Origin of the sequence: Paenibacillus xylanexedens (assembly GCF_007676705.1) — a bacterium.
GTDB classification, from domain to species: Bacteria; Bacillota; Bacilli; order Paenibacillales; family Paenibacillaceae; genus Paenibacillus; species Paenibacillus xylanexedens_C.
This window is the reverse complement of record NZ_VEBF01000009.1, coordinates 110,478-132,866: the sequence shown is the minus strand read 5'-3', so window position 1 is coordinate 132,866 and position 22,389 is coordinate 110,478. Positions and strand designations below refer to the sequence as shown.

Here is a 22,389-nt window from a genome sequence, read left to right as displayed (position 1 = left end):
TTTTCAAAAGTCATCTGATCCGTCCCTTCACCATTTGATTCACATATTGGGCCACATTCACGGCATGATTGTAGTCGATCAGATTCTCATGATGACCAGGAATGGGAGTAGAATTACATGTACCTGTCGTCTTGGCGTGCCATGACTGTTCATCTGTTAACGGAACTGGACTATGTTCATCCTGAGCCGTTGCATATAACAAATGAATATTGGATTGAATCGGATCTGCTGAATAGTAGTTATCAAAGGCTACTTCATTGGCAAGACGCACTTTGAGACTTCTAAGCGTGCTTTCGCCGGGGAAGTAATCCATGACTTTTTGTAACTGGGTGTCATAGTCTTCACTAAGCTTAAACTCATGTCCATTTTTGTGTGCTAATTCGGCAAGAGCCTCCATCTTGTTTATTGGACGAATATCCCGTTCATGACTTCTGGCAGGCGCATCCAGAATAATCAGCCATTCCATCTTCTGTCCTGCATCTTCAATGATCCGTGCCATCTCAAATGCCACATTGCCGCCAAATGACCAACCCAGCAAACGGTACGGACCTATCGGATGCAATTGCGTAAGAACATCGTAATAATACTCGGCCAGTTCCTGGACGGTATAGAGAGGTTCTTCGTCATTTTCGTATCCTCTTGGCACAAATCCGTATATATTCAGACCTTCAAGTTGGCTAACCAACTCATAATAATTGATAAGATTGCCGCCACCCGTAGGAATGAGGAACAACGGTATTTCATCCGCACGTCCTCCTTCTTTCAATACAACAATCGATTGATCTTGGGGAAGATTCCCTTCCCGAATGATTCGCGCGATCTCAGTGACAGTGGAGTAATCAAACAAAGTAATCACGGACAGTTGGGTCTGGAATGTTCTGTTCAGAACATCCATTAAACGGACGGCTTTGATGGAATGCCCACCCTGATCGAAAAAGCTTTCATGAAGATGGATAGTGTCCACACCAAGGATATCCATGAAAGTCCGCATAACCTTTTCTTCCAGTTCATCCTGCGGAGCAGCGACATAATCCTTCAATGTGCCACGGTCCAGATGCTTCAGCGCTGCCTTGTCCAACTTGCCATTACTGTTTAGAGGAATACGATCAATCGTAATGAAGCGTGAGGGAATCATGTGACTCGGCAGCAGGGTTCGGCAAAAGTTGCGAAGGTCCGTACTGAGAATCTCAGAAGATGGCGCCAGTTGAATGTAAGCACTCAGTGACAGTTCTTCATCATCTCCCCATCTCTCAGCCAGCATCGCACACTCTTGAATATCAGGGTGTCTGGAGATTACATCGGTGATTTCCCCCAATTCTACACGCATGCCTCTGATCTTCAATTGGTTGTCTATTCGACCGACAATGTATAACTTGCCAGTAGCGTCGTAATAAGCAATGTCGCCCGTCCTGTACATTCGTCCATCGGTAAACGGGTTCGCGAAGAAAGCCTGTTCGGTCTTAACGGGATCTCCGTAGTACCCTCTGGCCAGCCCAACACCCCCAATATACAAATGACCATGAACTCCGATAGGCACCGGATTCTGCATTTCATCCAGAACATATATAAAATTGTTTCCGATTGGCCGACCAATGGATATATTTCTTCGTGCGCGGAGACCTTCCAACTGCACATTCATATGAATGGTCGAATCAATGGAAACCTCGGTTACCCCATAACTGTTATGCAGATTACGCTCGGGAAGATTGTTGTGGAACGCTGCAACCATTTCGGGTTTCAATGCCTCCCCACTGGAGAATACATCCCGTAATGACGCTAACTGCTCCAGATCCGCCACACCAATTCGCTCCAAAATCATCTTCAACATGCTCGGAACAAAAAAGACGATAGCCACTTCATATTGCTTCAAAGCTTGAATGATCGCATACGGATCACGATGAAATCCGGGTTCCAACAGGGCAACCCTGGCACCTGCCATCCATGTCCAGAAATATTCAAGACCGACATCATCAAAGGTCAGGGTTGTTTTCTGAAGGACCGTTTCATGGGATTCCAGCTTGAATTGGTGCTGCATCCAGCAGATACGGTTCACCCATCCCTGGTGCCGCACAGATACCCCTTTGGGTTTCCCTGTAGTGCCTGACGTATAATAAATAGCTACCAGATGATCAGGCCCCACTTGTGTCGAGGGAACTGTTATGGGCTTGTCCATATACATTTCAGGTTGAGATACGTCGATCAGAAGGGCAACATCATCCGGGATCGGCAACGTATTCGTATTGATGAGACAGATGGATGCTCCCGAATCTGTTAACATGTGACGATTTCGCTCCACAGGTGCATCCAGATCCAGCGGTACGATGGCTCCTCCCGCTTTTAACACGGCAAGAAGGGCAATAGGTAAATGCAGTGAACGTTGTATGCCAATGGCTACCGCCTTGTCAGGTCCAATTCCCTTTTCGATCAGAAGATGAGCCAATTGATTCGCTTGACGTTCCAGATCTCGATAAGATAATTGTTCTCCCCCATACACTACAGCCACCTGATCCGGGGCTCGGGCTACAGATGCTTCAAACAGATGTTGTACACAGATATGATCAGGGTAATCCATAACCGTATCGTTCCATTCATATAGAACTTTCTGTCGTTCTTCATCACTAACGGCTCCAATCCTTGTGATTGGCTTCCCTGGTTGATCCACAATATATTCAAGCAGCGCAATAAAATTACTGGCCCAGCGTTCAATCGTACTCACGTGGAACAGATCCCGACTACATTCAAATGTACCTTTAATCACATCCTCATCTTCCGTCAAGTCCAGTGACATATCGAATTTGGATGTGTTGATCTGCTTCAGCTTGATCTCCCTGAACACAGCCTGTTGATCTTTCTGTTCAAAATGGCCCTCTTTCCCCAGACTGAACATGACCTGAAACAATGGCGAATATCCTGTGGTTCTAGATTGGATCAGGTCATCGAACAACAGATCAATCGGTACATCCTGATGGTCAAATGCATCAAGAATCGTATTTTTGGAAGCATCCAGGTGTTGCAGAAATGATTGCTGATCATCAATACAGCTTCGCAGTACGAGTGTATTAACAAAGAAACCAACGATCTTCTCCAAATCGGACTGTGGCCGATTGGAGACAGGTGTACCGATCAGCAGATCCGTTTCACCCGAATATTTACGTAACAAAATCGCAAAACAGGTATACATCACCATAAATAGCGTGGAATGATTCTTCTCCGAGATTTCCCTTAATCTGCTGGTAAGAGATGCAGGTATCGTGAAGTATACGGATATTCCCTCTTCACTCCGTTTCTGCGGACGTTCATGGTCATATGGCAAAGTGAGCGTATAGGAGTGTCCTTTCAGCTGATCAAGCCAGTACCTCTTCTGAGCAGCAAACTCTTTACTTTCCAACAATTGATTCTGCCATACCGAGTAGTCTATATATTGGGTCGCGGAAGAGCTGTATACCTGCAAAGGGCCTACTCCACGGAAATGTTCATAATAAGATAATAGATCTCTTCGTATGATCTCGATTGACTGACCATCCGAGATGATATGATGCATCATCAGGACAAAAATGTGGCGGTGATCACTAAGCTTAAAACATTTGAATCTGCACAGTCTGTCCCGAGTAAAATCAAAAGGGCCATCGGCCCTTTCAATTCCATCGACAATCTGACTTTCGGCCTGATCTTCCGGATACATCGATAGATCAACCCATTGATAATCCGGTTGGTCTTTCAAAATATACTGATACGGTACACCCTCTTCGGAATCAATCCGAATCTGCAGTAACTCTTGCCTGTCCACCATCAGTCCGATGGCTTGCTCAAATGCCGACTCATCGAACTCTCCCCTAATCTCATTGGCAAAAACCATGTTGTATGCCGTACTTCCCGGCTCAATCTGTTGCTGAAGCCACAATCTCTTCTGAGCAAAAGATAAGGGAAATCGGTTGATTTCCCGAGAAGTGCGTTCTATTGTATTGGAAACATTCATCTGACTTAATATTCGATCAATTAGTTCACTTTTGTTCATCACTACACCAGATTTTTTCACTTAATTACCCTCCGAAGAATATCCATTCGCTTCCAATAATAGATTCTCAATCACAGCGGATAATTCACGAATGGTTGGCGCATCGAATATTTTACGTAGCGGCAGATTGACTCCTGCCTGCTGTCTGATTCCAGAGATGACCTGCGTTGCAATCAGAGAATGTCCTCCCAGCGCAAAGAAATTCTCATCTATGCTAATCTGTTCCCGCTTCAATACGGATCTCCAGATCTGAGCAACAATCTGCTCAACGGTTGTCGTTGGTGCGGCATATTCTGCCCCGGAACTTACATCTACGTCCGGTAGAGCGTGATAATCAATTTTTCCATTGCTCAGCAGCGGTAAAGGGTCTAGCACTTGGATTGCGTTAGGAATCATATATTCGGGAAGCGCGGACGAAATCCACTGTTTGACATCCTTAATCTCTCCAGCGCTATCCAGTTCTACATAGGCAGCCAGCAAAGGTTCTGTCTTCTCTAGCAGCTTTGCTGCTGCAAGTCGCACATGAGGGTGTTCGTTCAGAACCTTCTCGATCTCGCCGAGTTCGATCCGGTAACCTCTTAACTTCACCTGCCGGTCAACCCTGCCAATGTATTCGATATGACCATCCGGGAAATAACGGACCCTGTCTCCGGTTTTGTACATCACGTTGTCCGGCGCATAAAAATGTGCCAGGAAAGCCTGGTCATTTAAATGTTCATCTACATATCCATCTGCCAAGCCCTTTCCGCTGATATATAACTCTCCGGCAACACCTGGCGGGACAAGATTAAGGTTCGAGTCCAGCACGAGCAGATTCGTATTATGAATGGGTCTGCCGATCGTTTCATGAACGTTATCCTTGTCACAGATATGATAAGTCGTATCAATACTCGCCTCGGTTGGGCCGTACAAGTTAATCAACTGAGCATTGGATCCGGCAAAGAAAGCTTTTTGGAGTGGAATTCCCAGCCTTTCTCCCCCACTGAACACTCTTTTTAACGGTGCTGAAGAAAGGCTCTCCTTTTCCACCAGAGCTTGAAGCATGGTAGGCACAACCTGTAACGTCGTAATCTGTTCTTTATGAATGATGTCGAGCAGATAATCGGGATCAGCATGCTTGTCCGGTTCAGCAAGAACTAATCTTGCGCCCGTAGTGAGCGGTGCATAGAATTCCCATACCGATGCATCGAAATTTATCGATGTTTTCTGCAATACAGCGTCTTCCCCGCTCAGTGGAAATTCACTGTTCATCCAATGCATATGGTTGCTAATAGCCTGATGCGACACTTTGACCCCTTTAGGTCTGCCTGTGGAACCAGATGTATAGAGGATATAGGCGGTATCTCTGGCATCTACTCCGATTGCCGTTGCGTCCGTAGACTCGGCCGCAATTGCCTCACCTTCTTCTTCAAGGAACACAGGATTGTCAAAAAGGGAGTTGAGCCGTTCATTGTTTTTATTCAACAACAGCACCGTCTCAATGCGAGCATTATCACGGATATAGGACAATCGCTCATTCGGATAATCCGGATCCAGCGGTACATAAGCCGCACCTGCTCGAAGTACCGATAGAAGGGCTATGACCAGTTCAGGAGATCTCTCCACGCTGACACCGACTACATCTCCATGTCTGACGCTTCTTGTCCGATGCAGATAGTGGGCAAGCTGCTTGGACTTCTCATGGATTTCCCGGAACGTAAGCAGCGTGTTACCAGACACAACCGCAATCTGATCTGGTGTCTTCAGGGCTTGTTCATCCAGCATTTCCACCAATGTCGACGTTCCATATTCCCGAACTTCTCCTTGAAGAATCGATTGCAATGTGGCTGCAAGATGATCAGGCATGATGTTGGACCATACCGATTCGTCCAGATTCACATAGGCTTGGTTGCAAATATGTGTAAATATATCTGCCACGTAACCAATCTCTGTCGGCGTGTACACTTCCTCGTTATATCTAAGCATGATATCCCTACGATCTGGATATTGATGGACGTTCAAACCTAAGTGAACCGGTTCAATCTGTTCCGACTGATATACGACCTGGAACGTGTATCCACCCGTTTTCACCATGGATGATGCGTCCCCACTCTCGAATCCGTAAGAGAACACAGATTGGCTCGAATCCGATCTGCCAAACATTTTGAAGTCAAAGTAGTCTGCATATTCCACACTATCTTTTGCTTCACTCGTCGTTCTTTGGATAAACTGAGCCAGCGTATCGTCCTCTTTCCGGACAGAGTACAGCGGTACGTATCGATTCAATGTACCAACAACCTTCTCCAGATCCTCATCTTGTCGGCCACGCGTATGTACGCCAACCGTCAGTTCCTTATCCTCGCCCAGCAGATGCAAAGTCAGATTCCAGCAGGCAAGCGTAACATCATCTATTGTACTTCCAACCTTATCCGCTACCTTCTTAAGTTCAGCCCACAATTCTGGTGTCCAATCTACAGAGAAACTTGCCATCGTCATTCTCGGGGACCCACTACCGGATGACATGGACAATTGCTTGTCATAATGATCGAAGCGTTTATTGTTCCAAAAACTTCTCTCTTCCGCGTGCTCATCATTAGTCAACAGGTCATTCAACCACTCGGATACAGCGTAATATGGGACCTCTTCTTCCAGAAGTTCTTGGTCTACGTCGGCCACCATGAATTGTGACAAATCCTCAAGAATAACGGCAGGTTCAATATCTGAAAACTGCGGATCAAAAGCGAGAATCAACACTTTGGAACGTTCAGACAGATCCACGTTAATGGCTTCCAGTGAATAATCGCCTCTCCAAGTGCCCAACTCTTTCCGGATCAACCCTTGAATATCCTCTTCCACAATCGACTCATCTGAATATGCAGTACGGAATCGGCTTCTGGTCTCCGAATCTACCTTCTGAAGATGGATCCCATAGTTGGGATCGGCTTCTATGGAAGTGCGAAGTGCGCTGTATTTCTCGGCTATTCTCTTCACGGCTAATTCAATCTGACCATTTGAGCACTCACCTTCGATGTTAACAGCAATTACATTGGGAACCAGTGATGTTAATCCGTTATTATTCAGTTCATGCAGTCGTTTCTGTTGTGGTGAAAGGGGATAACCCAGCATTACATTTTCCATGTTCAATCCTCCTGCATTTCTAATGTATTTTCAGTTCTATATAAAGTGAACTAAAGAATGTTACACTTGCCACTTCGATGACAGAATAACCTTACGATTGAATTGAGGCTTCACGACTCACGGGTTCTCCCATGGCTACCAATACTTTGCGATCGCCCTGATACGGGTTCCGAGCATGTGCCACCAGCATATTATCCAGCATAAGAATATCTCCCTCTTGCCATGGGAAGGCAACCGCGGCCTCAGCATAAGCCTGGCGAATATGGGCAGCCACTTCGGCATCAATTAAACTTCCGTCTCCATAATACGTCTGGTATGGCAAGCCTCCTTCTCCGAATTCTTCGAGCATCAGATTGCGAACTTCTTCGTTCAGACTGCTGCTATGCCAGAAGGCAATATGATTGAACCACAGATTCTCCTGCGTATCCGGGTGGATCGTAATAGCTGGTCTCACCTGTTTGGTTGTCAGCGTTCCATCCTCATTCCAGTAGCAGTCCATGTTGTTGTCCAGACAATATTGCTCGACTTCTTCCTTGGATTCCGTGTGGAAAACGTACTGCCAAGTCTGTCCGAATCCGGTTCCGTAGTTTCGAACCAACATCCAGCCTTTCTCTGCAAACACATCCCGAATGTCAGGGTCAATGAGGTTATATACTTTCCGTACATCCACGATCGGTGTTTCTCCGCCTTCTTCAGCGACAACGATACTGGAGAACCAGATTTTTTTGGGCCAGGTCATGACGTAGGACAACTCATTATGCGGTGCAATAGTCTCCTCATTGGGAAATTCCGTTGACGTATACACCTTGCCCTGCACTTGAGTTCTTGGTGTCGCTCCTTCCTTATAGCTCAGTGGCTCAGGGCAGCTTACATCGATAAACCCATAAAAGCTCTCTGGTGTAGTGGTATCAAAACCTCTGAAGAGGACTCCACCGTATTCCAAAATCTTCTCTTCCACCATATCCTTATTGTTGAGATACCATTGATTCAGATCTAGTCCGGCTACATTCGGTTTGATTACCAGCGGCAGCTCCTGCCCTTCCTCCAGAAACGATTGCTTTACGATTTCTTTCTGAATGACCATCTGTGCGCCTTTATCAAATTTCTTTTTCATGGTTACTCCTCCTAAGATTTAATTTTGTTGAATTTCTTCTTGCTTTTACTGCTGTTCAGCAATACCATCTTGTACTCGTGGGACACCACCTCCCAATCATGACGTACAGCCTGAAGACTACGCGAGGAGTCGGCTGCAATCAGGTTCACTACAGCTATATAGTCATGCAGGAATCTCTTCATAGTGGATTTACCAAACAACTCCGTCTTGTATTCAACCACAGCATTCATTGCATGATCAGCCTCGATGAGATTCAATGTCAGATCCCATTTGCTCTTGCCGCTGTGTCCCCACAGAATTTCATTCTGGGAAATATTCAACCCTTCGATGTTGTACGTATTTTTAACATCAAGTACAAACCACGTCTGAAAGAAGGGGGTCAACGCCGAAGTACGATCCGGGTTCAACAGTTCAATCAGTTTGCCGAAAGGCATCTCCTGATGATCAAATGCCTCAAATACCGTATTTCTAACAGAAACGATCTGGGCGTCTATGGACTGTTGCGGGTCCATCCCCGTCTTCAAAGCAAGACTGTTGGAGAAATATCCAATCAATCTCTGGACTTCGGCACGATTCCGGTTCGCAACAGGGGTCCCTACGACAATCTCGGTTTCACCCGAGTAAAAGTGCAGCAACATTTTATAAGCGGTGAGCAAAGTGATGTACAGACTGGCATTGTTTTTCATACCCGCCTTTTTGATCATTTCAATGGTTTGAATTGGAATTTCCGCGAGGAGCACATCCCCGGTATCTCCGTTGTTCAGCGACGGCTCCCGATCATAAGGCAACACTTTCACCGTTTGGTTGATGGTACTTCCCAACTGGTTGCACCAATAATCCAGTAACGTGGGAAATTCGGTAGCAATCCATTTCTCTTTTTGCCAATATGAATAGTCGGAATATTGAATAGTCAGATCCTCTGTTGCTGTATTTTCTCCCCTGAGATATGCATTATAGAACGACCCCAGTTCAGCCATCAGAATATCCTGAGACCAACCATCAAAGATAATATGATGAAAATTAAAATAGGCAAAATATTGATGTGCATGGATTCGATACAATCTAAAATAGTACATAGGCCCTTTTTCCAAGTTAAACTGGTGTCTTGATTCTTCTTCAATCACACGCTTCAGACTAGCTTCGGAAGCATCACTCAGTGAAACCTGGACCTCAATATTAAATGGCTCGTAAGGTCTGATTCGCTGCACCGGTATATTATTCTCTATAACAAAATATGTTCTCAATACATCATGCCGCTGTACAATCTGATTCAATGCATAGATGTAAGCGTCTTCCGAAAACGTGCCTTCGAAAATAATATGTCCAGGAATATTATACTTGGTGCTCTTCCCTTCGAACTGTTCAACCAGCCACAAGGATTCCTGATTGAATGACATTACACCTTTGAGCGCCGGGTCCACTCTGGGAATATCCGTTGACACGAAAATCGGCTTGTCCATAATTCCGTTCAATACGTCCACTTTGGATCTCTTCATTGTGTTTTGTTCCATACTCATCTTGCCTGCCTTTCCTTCCATGACTTGATCCAGATGTGAACTTAAGGATTGAATTGTAGGGAAATTAAACATATCGTTAATCGAAAAATCAAAACCTATCTCGGAAAGTCTTGTATAGATCTGAATCAACTTGAGCGAATCTCCACCATGTTCGTAAAAATGGTCTGTCACCCCTACCTCTTTTAGGTCCAGAATCTCAGACCATATGACAGATAACGTCTGTTCCATGATAGAACTTGGGGCTACATATGGATTATCTTGATCATCCAATTGGGGCTTCTCTATCGATAACGCTAAATAATCAATCTTTCCGTTAATTGTAAGCGGTATGGACGATACCTTGATCAGATGTGTGGGAACCATATACTCTGGCAACAGAGATACCAGGGTATCCCGAATCATCCTCCGTGTTACATGTACATCGCTCACGTAATAAGCACATAGCTGACGGGAATGCTGATCCGTCTTGACGCTCACAGCAACATCCCGGACTCCTTTTATCTTCAAGAAAGCTGCCTTGACCTCTCCCAATTCAATTCGATACCCTCGAATCTTCACCTGATCGTCCATTCTTCCGAGGTATTCCATCTGACCGTCTTCCCTTAACCTGCATAGATCACCCGTGCGGTACAATCGCTCACCTGGATGATCCGGGTGTTCAACGTATTTTCTCTCCGTCAATTCGGGTCGGTTCAGATAGCCTCTGGTTACTCCGTCTCCCCCAACCAACAGTTCACCCTGAACGCCAACAGGCACGTATCGAAGGGATTGATCAAGCACATATATGGAGGTGTTCTGAATAGGCCTGCCGATGGGTACGTACTCGGTTAGGTCGACATGAGGATTGTAGGTATAGATCATGCAGCCCACCACCGTCTCTGTCGGTCCATATTCATTGAAAATGGTAACCTCATGCTTGCTTTGGCGGGTAATGTTTGCGGCCAGTGAAGTACTTAGATTATCTCCCCCCACAATAAATGTTCTGACATTGGATCTGTCCATAAGGTTCATATCCTGGATCAGTTGCAGATGAGCAGGAGTCAGCTTGATCAGATCCACTCGTGAATCCAAGACAACCTCCGCAATCAACGCCTTGTTATGGGACGAGTTATAGATAATCACTGCATTGCCCGTGATTAGCGGCGTGAAGACGGAGGTGACGGTAAGGTCGAACGCGATGGAAGAATACAGTGAGAATGTCGTTTTCCTGTCAGCAACATAGGTCTCACTTGCCCACCATATATAGTTGGTCAACCCCTTATGCTCCACTAATACACCCTTTGGTGCTCCTGTTGATCCTGATGTATATATGACATAAGCGAGATCCTTCATATCTATGGTTAAGTTCAGATTATCTGTTACGATCTGCCCGCCATGATCTTCAAGCAGATGTATGACATCTACACTGTCCGGCATTTCTATTTGTTGGTTTACCAGGACAAACCTTACCTGAGAGTCCTTTAAAATATGTTGAATTCGCTCATCGGGATACTCGGGATCAATCGGAATATAAGCACACCCGGCTTTCATAACTGCCAGAATTGCAATAACCATTTCCATACTGTGGGATACAATAATGCCTACTAGTTCTCGCTGCTTAATTCCTCTATTGATTAGTACTCTGGCCAAGTCGTTAGCTTTGGCATTTAGCTGTTCATAGTTCATCTCCTTATCCCCCAGGATAAGTGCTGTATGTTGAGGAGTAGCAGCAGCCTGTTCTTCAAACAACTGGATCACGGTTTTATTGCTCGGATACACTACCTCGGTATTATTAAAATCGGTTAGCATCGATTGTTTATCGGCTTCGCTAACAATGCTAATCTGTTCAATTCTTAGTTCGGATTGTTCCAGAATTGCCTCTGTAACCGCAAGAAACTGATTGAGCACATTATCCATATACGTTTCACTGAACAATTCTGTCCGATAATCCAACTGGAGTATGATACGATCCTCATTCATTTTTTCAATAATATTGATAAGCAGATCATTCGTCTCGTGTCCGTTAAACTTGTTGTCCAGGTCGATATGATGTCCTTGCATCTTGTTAAAGCTTTCCGGACGGTAGACAAGAGATATGCCGAACAGTCTGTTCAGTTCTGGTAGCGAGAGCGATTCTCTGAGTTCACGGATCAGCTGATTATAGGGATATTTCTGATGACGTAACATTTCTTTTTGTTCGTTAGAAATACGTTGCAGTAAGGTTAACACAGATTCAGAAGGTTCTACCCCGATCCTGACAGGTATGGTTGTGACAAACATGCCAATCATGTCTTTATCTGTTTTACTAGTGCGGTTCGCGTAGTTGGTTCCAACGACCAAATCGGTATGGTGAGTGAGTTTATTCAGCAGAATTGCTAGATTTGAGAGAAAAAAGGTGAATACGCTGACATTCTTCTGACGACAGAACTCTTTCAAACGTACATACATGGAGTGATCCATATTCATCGTTTTTCTTCTGGCTGCGGTGTGAGTTAAAAGGGGATTGTGCGGTTTCAGTTCCATAAATTCGGGAATCGTATGAAACTTCTCTCTCCAAAAGGCCTGATCTTTCGCATAGCGTTTCGAAGTGAAATATTGCTGTTCACTATGTACATAGTTTTCATAATCGTGAGTCGTAGATTCCACTGTGCCTGTGTTGCCATCCTTCAATTCGGCATGATAGGTCTCTGTAATCTCATTCGTCAACTGGACTAAACCCAACCCATCACAGATAATATGGTGGATCTGAATGATATATCCGTATTGTCCATGACCTTCGTACGTATATATCTGGCATAGATCTTCACTGTGTACATGGATCGGATGGTTATCTACATACTGAGTCCATGTCATATCCGTCAAGGCTGGCCCTTCATGAATATGCTTGAGTGATCTGTACTTATAAGGTTGGATGTACTGTTTCTTCTCGCCTTGATCCAGTATAATTCGGGTTCGAAGCAGTTCCTTATTCTTCAAAACCCGGTTAATGGACCGCTCTAGCAAGATGAAATTGATCGGTTCCGGTATGCTTATCTTTGCTGTAATCATCCATACATCTGAATTCGGATATAACATCTCCATATACCATATTCGTTGTTGATGCTCTGTTAAAGGATGCAGATCGACGCATACATTTCCCATCTAATTCTCCTTTATATATAATTTATCCTAAAATAAGTTAATTACAACTTATCATCCCATCCCAATTTAATCAATAACTATTTTAGTTGTTTTTTTAACAAAAATGTAGATATTCCGACATCAATATCACCCATTCCATATGAAAATAATGAAAGTCCCAACCAATCTTTCTACAAGTTATCCACCTTCGTTTCATTGTTCGGTAAAGTTCGAACAAACTGAAAAGTCCCGTGATAGATCCAGAGGATCTGCATCTAATCACGGAACTGGATTAACATGAATTATTTCTAACTTCTGTGCTTATGAATTACGACTAGCCTAGGCTAAATGGGGACAACCTCAGCATTCTATTGTCTTTCCGAATTGCTCTGCCTTTTCTGTCATCTTCCTCTCCAACCTCGCTCTTAGTCCGCTCATCCACTCCGGTTCATGTGACCACTGCTCTGCAACAGATCGAAGCATACGCACATATCCGTACAAGTTGGCAAAACGACGACAAGCGGGGAACATATCCTCCAGATCATAACGTTCTCCTGCCTTGGACCAGTACCCGTTCAGAAACTGTTGCTTCTTCACTTCCCATTGCTCAGGCTCGATCTCCTCACGTAAGCTCTCCAGACTCTGCTCCACATCCATCGCGTACCAGTGATACATCGAGTCATCAAAATCAATGGCATAACAAGACATGCTTCCTTCGTCATAGAAGACATTGTCCGGTTCAAAATCGTAGTGGATGAGTCCGAAATTTTGCTGGGTCATCGGCCAAGTCGCAAAATATGTTCGGAGGAACTCCACCTCGTTCAGAGCTGACGTCTCTGTTGGAAAATCCCTCAGGTTCTCCTGCATCCAATTCAACACATCCGTATAGGTCCAGCGTCGCTTCTCCTCCTGCTCAGGTGTGAACCTACGCGATAGCTGGTGCAGCTCACCCAATGCCTGACCATAGCAGTACAAAATGGCATCATTCAATTCTATGCCTCCTAACTGTGATCCGGGTACTCGCTTGAATACAGAAGCATAGTACGTTCCCCATGGCGTGTGAGCTTCTACGAGTTCTGTTCCTGAAAGAGAAGGCATAGCCTCCATAGCTCCATAATGATTCGTTCGAAGATATCGGAGGAACTCCAGTTCCGCTATAAGATTGATTTGATTTTTTTCCTCTACCGGGGCAAAACGAAGCAATCGCACTTCCCCCTGATCTCTGAACGGATACACGGCATTGGAGGATATGCGATAATACTGAAACATGTCCAGCGACTCGGGATCATAACTCCAATTCTTCAGGATCATCTCGGCAAGGTCGTTATTTTGAAATAAATATTTTAATGTTAACATGGGCATTTCTCCTTTTTAATCGTTCATGTGCATTGCTTGTAGCCTTCGAATACCTATTTTTGCGCGCAAAAAGCCGCAGGCTATGCCTGCGGCTTCAAAAAAATTCTGAGTGTATGAGAAATTTGCACAAGCAAATAAACCTCGCATACGCCAGAAAAAAATGAGCAGTTATATCCCTATTATATCGACAGATCTCAGATCGACTGGGAAACTGGATGTGTTCCACCCTGCATCTGATGGTCTGCCGGAATTATTCAGTTCGTTCTTACCTTCATTGTAGTAATAGAACATACCTTCTTAGACCGTCGTTTCATGACGCTCACTCCCTTCAAAAACAGCTGTTTCCATAATAACCCATAGACCGAATGTAAGCAATTACAAAATAACGAAATTCCCAGCATCTTTTACTGGACAACCGCCATCCGTTCGACCGTCTCGGTGTTGTCCTTATACCACACCATAACGATGCCTTCTTCTTGAAGATCAGACACTTGAATGGATGAATTCGCATTTGGGCTGGAATTACCCGAACGCGGCGTTCCCATGCCTTCAGTGATAGCAACATCATCAGTTATATTCAATTTCATTTCCATTCCCGTATCCATCCATTCCATGCTTGGAGATGAGGTATCCTGCACCTCAAGTAACGCCAGAGTGACTGTGTTTCCAGTCACGGAGATGACCCTACCTGTAATATCAGCATTCATCATCCCCTGCATCATGTCCGGACTTCCTGTACGGTCATTCATGCCCGCGGCGCCTCTTCCACCTCTTGATGTTCCTCCGTTCATCCCCTGGCCACCGCCATTCGGCATGCCTTGTGCAGAACCGGTGTTGGTAATATTTTGGGCGGTAATAACATCGCAAGCCGTCAGCATCACCGAGTATCCCAGCAGCAGGAGCAGCGTAACCGATGTGAAATATCTATTTTTGCGCATATGATCACCTTTTTCTCAGGGAATACCTCTCCAAGATGCCTTTACGATGGAATATGAAATCATACGTATCTTTGAATCCCATGTAGGACAGCACAACCAACAGTGGATATACAGGGTAGATGTATCTGGACTTAATCTCCCACAGAATATAAAATCCGATGAATCCGAGAATGACCAGAATCAATGAGACTTCATCATACCGTTTACGACGAATTCCACCGACCAACCGGATGAAAATAAAACAGTACATCAAGAAATTCATCACATATACGATCCAGAGCAAACCTGTCCGATAAGCCGAATCCCCCTGAAACAGTTGTGTTATCGCATTGGTATAGCTGTAGGAGCCTGCGATTCCGCCTCCCCTTCCTCTTCCTGCACCCAAGGAACTTTCATTGCCAATTCCGTATCGGTCCATCTGGTACGTCCCTTCGGTCCAGGTCCATATAATCTTTTTGTAATACATCTGCACCAAGTCACTTGCACTTGCTTCGGACAGTTTATTGCCAATCTCTTGTTTGAACAATTCTGCGCTCTCGGCCTTATTGTAGTTGGCCTGCCTCTGATAGATCTGATAACTCTCCATATTGTCCCAGAAGCCAAAACGCTCCAGATTAATCCCCATGTTCAGCCACATATAGACAGGTGCCGCATTCTCTCCAACGTTTTCGCTCACTGCTCCGGAGGATTGAAGAACCGCATTCTGAGTCCAGGTTGGTACATTAAACAACATAGCCACCACACCGATGGAAACGATAACTTTCTTCGCTCCGATGCTACGCATATTCAGCAGGATATAGATCATGGCAGCAATCAGCACGATCACGCCGATACTTCGGAAGTAGTTGCCCATGGCAAGAAATATGGCGGCAATGATGATGGTTTTCCAAGACTTTTCACGTACAAAACGAATGAAGAAGTATAGGCATGATGTCAGAAATGCTGTGGCAATTACATCGTTATAGATCAGGTTGTTCAGGAACAGGGAAGGTAGATACGTTGCTGCAAAAATCAACACACCGTAATCACGTTCCGTGGATCTGTCATTCACTTGTTTGTAGATAAGATAAATCATGAATGTCGTTAACGTTGAAAACAAAATATTACATAGTTTAATGACCAGATAATTGTCCGGGAACAGGTACAGCAATGTCTTCAGGTACAACACGATCGAGTAATTAAACGGGAACATGTGCAGATAACCACCCGTTTCAAACGTGGAGTAGTCTTGGTCATACAACATGTTCATGGCGAGTGAGAGAACGGTCTGTGAATCATCGGTGGGCACTCTCGGAAATACGAAAATGATGATGATCTGAATCGCCAGTGAACATAGCAGTACGATCGGGATAATAACCCTCGGACTGTATTGGTTCAGTTTCAAACACAGAGCATACAGACCGATACCTGAACCGAGAAGCAAAAGAATGACCGGGAGAAAAATACTCCACTGCTGCATGCTCAGAATGGGATTGTCCCCATACAAAGCGTAGTTGTACTGTGCCCGAACCAACAAGGACGAAACAATAAACACCGCAACAAACACGAGCAGAATGAGATAAAACGATTTTTGCAGCATCTTAGACATGCCAAAACTCCTTTTCGAATACAGGATTCCGTGAGTATTATAAAGGCTCTGGCTGAAAAATCGCTGAATTCGAACAAACAATTCAATTCATAAATCTAACGAATTATTCCTCTAATGTCGATAATATACATCGAATACATAATATTAATATTTTTAACTAAAAGGAGATCAGAACATGGTTATTCAAAAAAGGTACATCCGCTCGTTACTCTCTCTTCCTCTGGCAGGCCTGTTATTCATGCTGCTCGGGACCCAGCAGATCGCTGCAGCCCCTATCGACAGTCTGCTGCCTGAGCGAAGTGAGCAGGAAATCAGTCAGAAATGGACGCAATGGATGAGTGGTAAGGACCAGACAGCCACATTCACACAGAACCCCTCGACCAAGGCACCTTACGTTGCTGGTGTAGTAAGTGATTCCACATTGGAACAGGCGCTAGGTGCAGCGAACTTCTATCGTTATCTCTCCGGGTTAGAGGGCGATCTTGTCCTGGACACTGCGCTCAATCGTCAAGCCCAACATGGAGCGGTTGTTGTTTCTACCGGAGAATTGACCCACTTTCCGGCTCGTCCGGCAGATATGCCGAAGGACTTCTTTGATCTGGGAGCCAAGTCGACTTCCAGCTCCAATCTATACGCTTCCTATACTGCTGCCGGCAACATTGCAGTCAAAAGTGTTGAAGCATATATGGATGATTCGGATGCCAGCAACATTGCTGCACTCGGCCATCGCCGCTGGATTTTGAGTCCGCAACTGAAGAAAGTCGGCTTCGGGATTGCATCCCGGGACAACAAAAACTATGCGAGCCATTTCAGCACCATGCAGGTTATGGATACAAGCCGTTCAGGAAAACTCAATTACAATTACAACTTGTATCCGAACAAAGGGGCATTCCCTGTTGAAGCATTCCATGTGTCGCAAGCCTGGTCTGCACAGCTGAACCCGGACGTCTTCGCAAAGCCTTCCAATTCCGAGGTACAGGTGGAGATCATCCGTTCATCGGATCAGAAAACTTGGGTATTGGGATCTAAAACCCCGGTTAGCAGTGATCCTGTAAAGGCATTTTTCAACGTAAATACCGATGGTTATGGGTATAACTATGCTGTCATTTTCCGCCCGGATAACTTGAAATCCCTGAAGGCAGGCGACACGTTCAACGTTCGCATTACCGGTTTGAAAAAGAAGAACGGGTCCAAAGCAGAAATTTCATACCAGACACGTTTCTTCTCGGTTAGCTACCCTTCACAAGAGCCTGTGACCGATCCACAGAATCCTGGAACAGAACCACAAGAACCGGATACGGGGAACGAAGATTATCTCGATAATCATCTGATGCAGTTCGAATATACAGCGGATCGTACGCTGAAAGTACGGGGAACACTCGCGACTTATGCGAATAAAACGTTCTCTTTCCAAATCCACGGTCCTTCTCCAGAAGAGAAACATATTCGTACGGAAACGGTGAAGCTGGATGCTAACGGTCGGTTCAGTCTGACGGTTCCTAATCTGGGTGTGCCTGATCTGACCATCTATTTGCAAGTGGACCCAAGCTTCATGTACTTCATCCCTACAGCAAGTAATTCAAACGTCACCTATTCCTTTGAATAGAAGTGAAGCAAGAGAATAGGAATCGAACAAAGTAAAATGAAGTAACGACCAAAGTAAAACTTAAAATCGAAAAACAAAAACAGTCGGAATGCATAGGCATCCGACTGTTTTTTGTTTTATGATATGAGCTTTTGTGATAGGAGCTTTGATTACTTCGGTGCTCCCTTTTTGCGTTTCTTTTCCAACGCGATCTCCACATTTTCTTTCACCCGATACTCCACAATCCGGCGGATGAGATCCTCGGGCAACGGCTGATCCAGCGGAAACTGGACCGATCCCTTTCCCCCTTTATACTTGGAGAGTTCTTCCTTGAAAGCTTGAATTCCCCGGGGAGCAGGGTAAAACCCAATATGATGCTGGTATGCGGCAAAATGAACCAGATTCCCATGCTGCGCATACGTCGGCATCTTGTAACTGATCTTCTCTTCGGCGTGTGGAGCCGACTCCCGAATAATCTGTCTTAACGCCTGCAATCTCACCTGTACATCGGGCGCAAACTCCGAGATATACTCATCTACCAACACAGAATAATGGTTACTCTCAGCCATCTGGGGCTCCTTCCACCACGGGGACTGCCACTGATTCGTGGTACGGGTATATTTGCTTATATTGTACTCTAAATGTACAAGCAGAACAGCTATTTCTCTGTGATTTAAAATGTTGAATTTGATTTTTTAGATGTATAAGCTATATAATACGTTTAAACAATTAAACATTATAACGGAGTGAGCCATGAACGATTCAATGGGTAACCAAAAAGTCATTGATATTTTCGAGAATCTAAGTCCTTATCTTCAAGGTTTGGGAGATCCCGTTCGCCAGCGAATCATATCGCTGCTCATTGATCAAGAGAGCATGAACGTATCACAGATTGCAGAGCATGTCCCCATGTCACGCCCTACGGTCTCTCATCATTTGAAAATATTACGTCAATCCGGGCTGCTATCGGTTCAGAAAAAAGGTACGGAGATGTATTACAAGCTGGAGTTCAACGATGCGATCGAATTACTCAAACAGCTCGTTCATCTCGTGGAAGTGGAATGTCAGAGCTAGCGCGTACCGCGCTGGTGAACTGCATTCCTTTTCTTCACTCTATTATGTTCAATAGTTTAAACATATAAGTACATAAACATATCAACGGAGGTTTATCGAATGATTAGAAAAAGAGTTCTTATCGCTGGAGGCTATGGTGCTGTAGGTGCACAGCTTGCCCGCATTTTGCACGACAGGCATCCTGATCTGGAATTGGTACTCGGAGGCCGCTCTGCGGGTAAAGCAGCACCTTTTCCATCCAATCGTGTCCAAACGGCTGTTGTTGATACCAATGCAGACGATCCACTGATTCACGCAGGAGAGAATATATCATTAATCATTAATGCAGTGAACGATCTGGATGATCGGCTACTGGTATCCGCAGTGCGGAGAAAAATTCCACTCATCGATGTAACACGCTGGACTGAGGTGTTCAATCAAGCGATCCGTACAGTAGAGCAGGAAGAACTTCATGCCCCTGTAGTGCTGTCCTCTGGATGGATGGCAGGAACAGCTTCTCTATTTGCCATGATACTTTCTAACTCGCTGCAACATGTCGAAGTAAACATTCATGCCTTGTACTCGCTGCGAGATAAAGCCGGGCCTGACTCAGCAGCCTTTATGGATCGGATGAGTATTCCTTTTCAGGTAACCGAATCCAACACGAACCGGCTTGTCTATCCCATGACAGATCCGATTAAAGTACATTTTCCGAACGGGTACACAACCCCATGTTACAGATTGGATACACCCGATCACGTCACTTTGCCTCATACCAGCCATATCGATTCCGCCAGCTTCCGCATTTCATTTGATAGTAAAGTATCTACCTATGCACTCGCCGGATTGGTCAAAACCGGAGTATGGAAGATGATCAGTGGAGAACGTTTCCAGCCATTCCGGCGGAAATTGCTCTATAATCCGGGAACCGGGAGTGCACATCATCTGGTCATTCAACTGAAAGGACTGGATGCGAAAGGAAACGAGGTTAAACGAACGATGACGGTCTCTGACCCACTCGGTCAGACCCACATGACTGCACTCGGCGCTGCGGTGCAGGCCGAAAAGATACTGATGATGCCTACGGACGAGCTTATGGCTCCAGGCATCTATTATCCTGAGCATTTGTTCGATCAACGAATGGACATGGATGCGGTTACTCTTTTTTTCAAACAATACGGCGTTCAAATATCCCATTCCTGAACTCCAGACATAACAAAATCCGCGAAGCCGCTCACTGCAACAGTGGGACCTTCGCGGATTTTACGAATGATAATGAGGGATGTATCGTATCAAGTACAAGCTTGAGTCTGGAATTATAGCGTCATGGCTCGACCATTTCGCATCAGATAATCTTCTTTCGCTTTGTAATCCGGCATGATGCTGCCGATCCGCCGCCAGAAAGAGCGATCATGATTCATGTGGTGAATATGGCAAAGTTCATGAATGATGACATAATCGATCACTTCCAGTGGCGCCATCGCCAGGCGATAATTGAACGTAAGTTTTTTGTCCCAGCTGCAACTGCCCCATTTGGTGGGGGAATCTACGATCTCAACTGACTTCGGCTTCACCTTCAACTCCTGCTGATAGCGTCCGATGCGCTCCCCAATCATGCGTTTACACTCGGCAAAATAAAACTTCTTCAGATTCGCTCGCAACTCCACTTCTGTAAGCCCCTCTACAGGGATTAAGTCATGCAGTGCATGCTCCTTGCCAAATAGTAAAAACTTTCCCTTGCCCTCATCTTCGTATTCCTTGGCTTGAGGACCGTCGAGCGCCCGCTGCATCAGAGCGGATTTCTTCAAAATCACATCCCCATGTTGCTCCACAAGTTGCCGGATCATGTCTTCACTGGTACCATTGGGTGCTTTGATCGTGACCATGTAAGGCAAATCCATCGTGATGGAAACTTTTTTCCGTTTGCCGTATTCAATATGACAGTTAATACTGTGATTATTTAATTCTATAGTTAACATAACGCGCTCCGCTTCTGAAGTTATTCATTCAAATCAAATTGTATACCATCTCCAACGATAATGCATACTGTTCGGCGATATTTATGTTTGAATTGTATTTTTATACGTTATTATGTATTATTATTTAATTATAAAATCGGAGGTTGGATATGACTCATACTACGGATACAGAATACAAAACCATTGAAGAACTATCGCTTAACCACTGGCAACCCTTGTCCACCTTACTATATGACGGCTGGGTACTGCGTTTTGCCAAAGGATATACCAAACGTGCCAACTCCGTTCAACCGATCCACTACTCGACTCTGGATGTGCATGAAAAGATTGAAGAATGTGAGCGCATCTATGCTTCCAATCAATTAAGTACCATATTCAAAATCACGCCGTTTATTCAGCCGGATCATCTCGACCAACTTTTGCAAGACAAAGGGTATGCTGTAGTGGATCTCACCCACCTCCAGACTCGGAGTCTGGAACATATCAAAGAGCCTGAGCACCATGCTGTACAGATTGACGAGAATTTAACCGGGGAGTGGCTGGATCACTTTTGTAGGTTAAATCAGGTGAATGATCTGCAACGGAAAACGACAGAACTAATGTTACATAACATCCGCACACAGGTAGGTTTCATCTCGCTGTTGATCGACGGGCAAGTCGTCGCGTGTGGGTTCGGTGTAATCGAGCGTGGCTATATCGGATTGTATGACATCATTACAGACGCTAACTTCCGGAATCGGGGACTTGCTGAACAGATGATCCTGCACCTCCTGCATTGGGCAAAAAGGAATGGCGCTACGTCTAGTTATCTGCAAGTCGTTGCGAATAATGTACCTGCGTTAAAGCTCTACGCGAAGCTGGGTTATTCCGAAATCTATAGCTATTGGTACAGAGTCAAAGAATGGATCGAGTCCTGATCAAGCTGAAACCAAAAACTGCCCTCCTTCTTATGAAGGAAAGGCAGTTTTTAATTTGCTCCGTGGTTCTTAATAACTCTTCACACCGTTCAGCAGTTACTCCGTGCGCTT

13 protein-coding genes are annotated in these 22,389 nt (G+C 45.0%); 4 read left to right on the top strand and 9 right to left on the bottom strand.

What is annotated here, in order from left to right:
• Positions 1-10: 10 nt before the first annotated feature.
• From FS628_RS27670 to FS628_RS27640, 7 genes are all read right to left on the bottom strand, one after another.
• Complete coding sequence (locus tag FS628_RS27670; protein WP_145326290.1) at positions 11-4,036, bottom strand: non-ribosomal peptide synthetase; 4,026 nt, start codon at positions 4,034-4,036, stop codon at positions 11-13.
• Positions 4,037-7,132, bottom strand: a complete 3,096-nt coding sequence (locus FS628_RS27665; protein ID WP_145326289.1) for an amino acid adenylation domain-containing protein — start codon at positions 7,130-7,132, stop codon at positions 4,037-4,039. It lies immediately after the preceding gene.
• Positions 7,133-7,223: 91 nt separating this feature from the next.
• Positions 7,224-8,246, bottom strand: a complete 1,023-nt coding sequence (locus FS628_RS27660; RefSeq protein ID WP_145326288.1) for a TauD/TfdA family dioxygenase — start codon at positions 8,244-8,246, stop codon at positions 7,224-7,226.
• An 11-nt stretch (positions 8,247-8,257) separates the two neighbouring features.
• Complete coding sequence (locus tag FS628_RS27655; protein WP_145326287.1) at positions 8,258-12,883, bottom strand: non-ribosomal peptide synthetase; 4,626 nt, start codon at positions 12,881-12,883, stop codon at positions 8,258-8,260.
• Positions 12,884-13,222: 339 nt separating this feature from the next.
• On the bottom strand, positions 13,223-14,218 hold the full coding sequence (locus FS628_RS27650; protein ID WP_145326286.1) for a phosphotransferase enzyme family protein: 996 nt from the start codon (positions 14,216-14,218) through the stop codon (positions 13,223-13,225).
• A 404-nt stretch (positions 14,219-14,622) separates the two neighbouring features.
• Entirely contained in the window at positions 14,623-15,156 is a 534-nt protein-coding gene (locus tag FS628_RS27645; RefSeq protein ID WP_145326285.1) for a hypothetical protein, read from the bottom strand.
• Positions 15,157-15,160: 4 nt separating this feature from the next.
• The gene (locus tag FS628_RS27640) at positions 15,161-16,744 is read right to left on the bottom strand and encodes a glycosyltransferase family 39 protein (protein ID WP_145326284.1); all 1,584 of its coding nucleotides are present in this window, start codon (positions 16,742-16,744) and stop codon (positions 15,161-15,163) included.
• Between the two features lie 175 nt (positions 16,745-16,919).
• Here FS628_RS27640 and FS628_RS27635 point away from each other — a divergent pair, with 175 nt between their 5' ends.
• Positions 16,920-18,350 (top strand): CAP domain-containing protein, encoded by a 1,431-nt coding sequence (locus tag FS628_RS27635; protein WP_145326283.1) that lies wholly within the window; start codon positions 16,920-16,922, stop codon positions 18,348-18,350.
• 149 nt (positions 18,351-18,499) lie between these two features.
• On the opposite strand, the gene FS628_RS27630 is transcribed toward FS628_RS27635, so the two are convergent.
• A complete protein-coding gene (locus FS628_RS27630; RefSeq protein ID WP_145326282.1) occupies positions 18,500-18,898 on the bottom strand; it encodes an iron chaperone in 399 nt (132 codons plus the stop codon).
• A 184-nt stretch (positions 18,899-19,082) separates the two neighbouring features.
• Between FS628_RS27630 and FS628_RS27625 the strand changes: the two genes are divergently transcribed.
• Together FS628_RS27625 and FS628_RS27620 are read left to right on the top strand one after the other, a co-directional pair.
• Complete coding sequence (locus FS628_RS27625; protein WP_145326281.1) at positions 19,083-19,403, top strand: ArsR/SmtB family transcription factor; 321 nt, start codon at positions 19,083-19,085, stop codon at positions 19,401-19,403.
• 99 nt (positions 19,404-19,502) lie between these two features.
• Positions 19,503-20,585, top strand: a complete 1,083-nt coding sequence (locus tag FS628_RS27620; RefSeq protein WP_145326280.1) for a saccharopine dehydrogenase — start codon at positions 19,503-19,505, stop codon at positions 20,583-20,585.
• Between the two features lie 113 nt (positions 20,586-20,698).
• On the opposite strand, the gene FS628_RS27615 is transcribed toward FS628_RS27620, so the two are convergent.
• Positions 20,699-21,361 carry a M48 family metallopeptidase gene (locus FS628_RS27615; RefSeq protein ID WP_145326279.1) on the bottom strand — a complete coding sequence of 221 codons (663 nt, stop codon included), beginning with the start codon at positions 21,359-21,361 and terminating at the stop codon, positions 20,699-20,701.
• Positions 21,362-21,510: 149 nt separating this feature from the next.
• Here FS628_RS27615 and FS628_RS27610 point away from each other — a divergent pair, with 149 nt between their 5' ends.
• Positions 21,511-22,278, top strand: a complete 768-nt coding sequence (locus FS628_RS27610) for a GNAT family N-acetyltransferase (protein ID WP_145326278.1) — start codon at positions 21,511-21,513, stop codon at positions 22,276-22,278.
• Positions 22,279-22,389 lie beyond the last annotated feature (111 nt).

Excerpts from the sequence above, each read along its gene's own strand:
- FS628_RS27650 (WP_145326286.1), bottom strand. The coding sequence starts at position 14,218 with ATGTTAACATTAAAATATTTATTTCAAAATAACGACCTTGCCGAGATG.
- FS628_RS27620 (WP_145326280.1), top strand. The coding sequence starts at position 19,503 with ATGATTAGAAAAAGAGTTCTTATCGCTGGAGGCTATGGTGCTGTAGGT.
- FS628_RS27630 (WP_145326282.1), bottom strand. The coding sequence starts at position 18,898 with ATGGCTGAGAGTAACCATTATTCTGTGTTGGTAGATGAGTATATCTCG.
- FS628_RS27655 (WP_145326287.1), bottom strand. The coding sequence starts at position 12,883 with ATGGGAAATGTATGCGTCGATCTGCATCCTTTAACAGAGCATCAACAA.
- FS628_RS27635 (WP_145326283.1), top strand. The coding sequence starts at position 16,920 with ATGGTTATTCAAAAAAGGTACATCCGCTCGTTACTCTCTCTTCCTCTG.
- FS628_RS27665 (WP_145326289.1), bottom strand. The coding sequence starts at position 7,132 with ATGGAAAATGTAATGCTGGGTTATCCCCTTTCACCACAACAGAAACGA.
- FS628_RS27645 (WP_145326285.1), bottom strand. The coding sequence starts at position 15,156 with ATGCGCAAAAATAGATATTTCACATCGGTTACGCTGCTCCTGCTGCTG.
- FS628_RS27610 (WP_145326278.1), top strand. The coding sequence starts at position 21,511 with ATGACTCATACTACGGATACAGAATACAAAACCATTGAAGAACTATCG.
- FS628_RS27660 (WP_145326288.1), bottom strand. The coding sequence starts at position 8,246 with ATGAAAAAGAAATTTGATAAAGGCGCACAGATGGTCATTCAGAAAGAA.
- FS628_RS27625 (WP_145326281.1), top strand. The coding sequence starts at position 19,083 with ATGAACGATTCAATGGGTAACCAAAAAGTCATTGATATTTTCGAGAAT.
- FS628_RS27640 (WP_145326284.1), bottom strand. The coding sequence starts at position 16,744 with ATGTCTAAGATGCTGCAAAAATCGTTTTATCTCATTCTGCTCGTGTTT.
- FS628_RS27615 (WP_145326279.1), bottom strand. The coding sequence starts at position 21,361 with ATGTTAACTATAGAATTAAATAATCACAGTATTAACTGTCATATTGAA.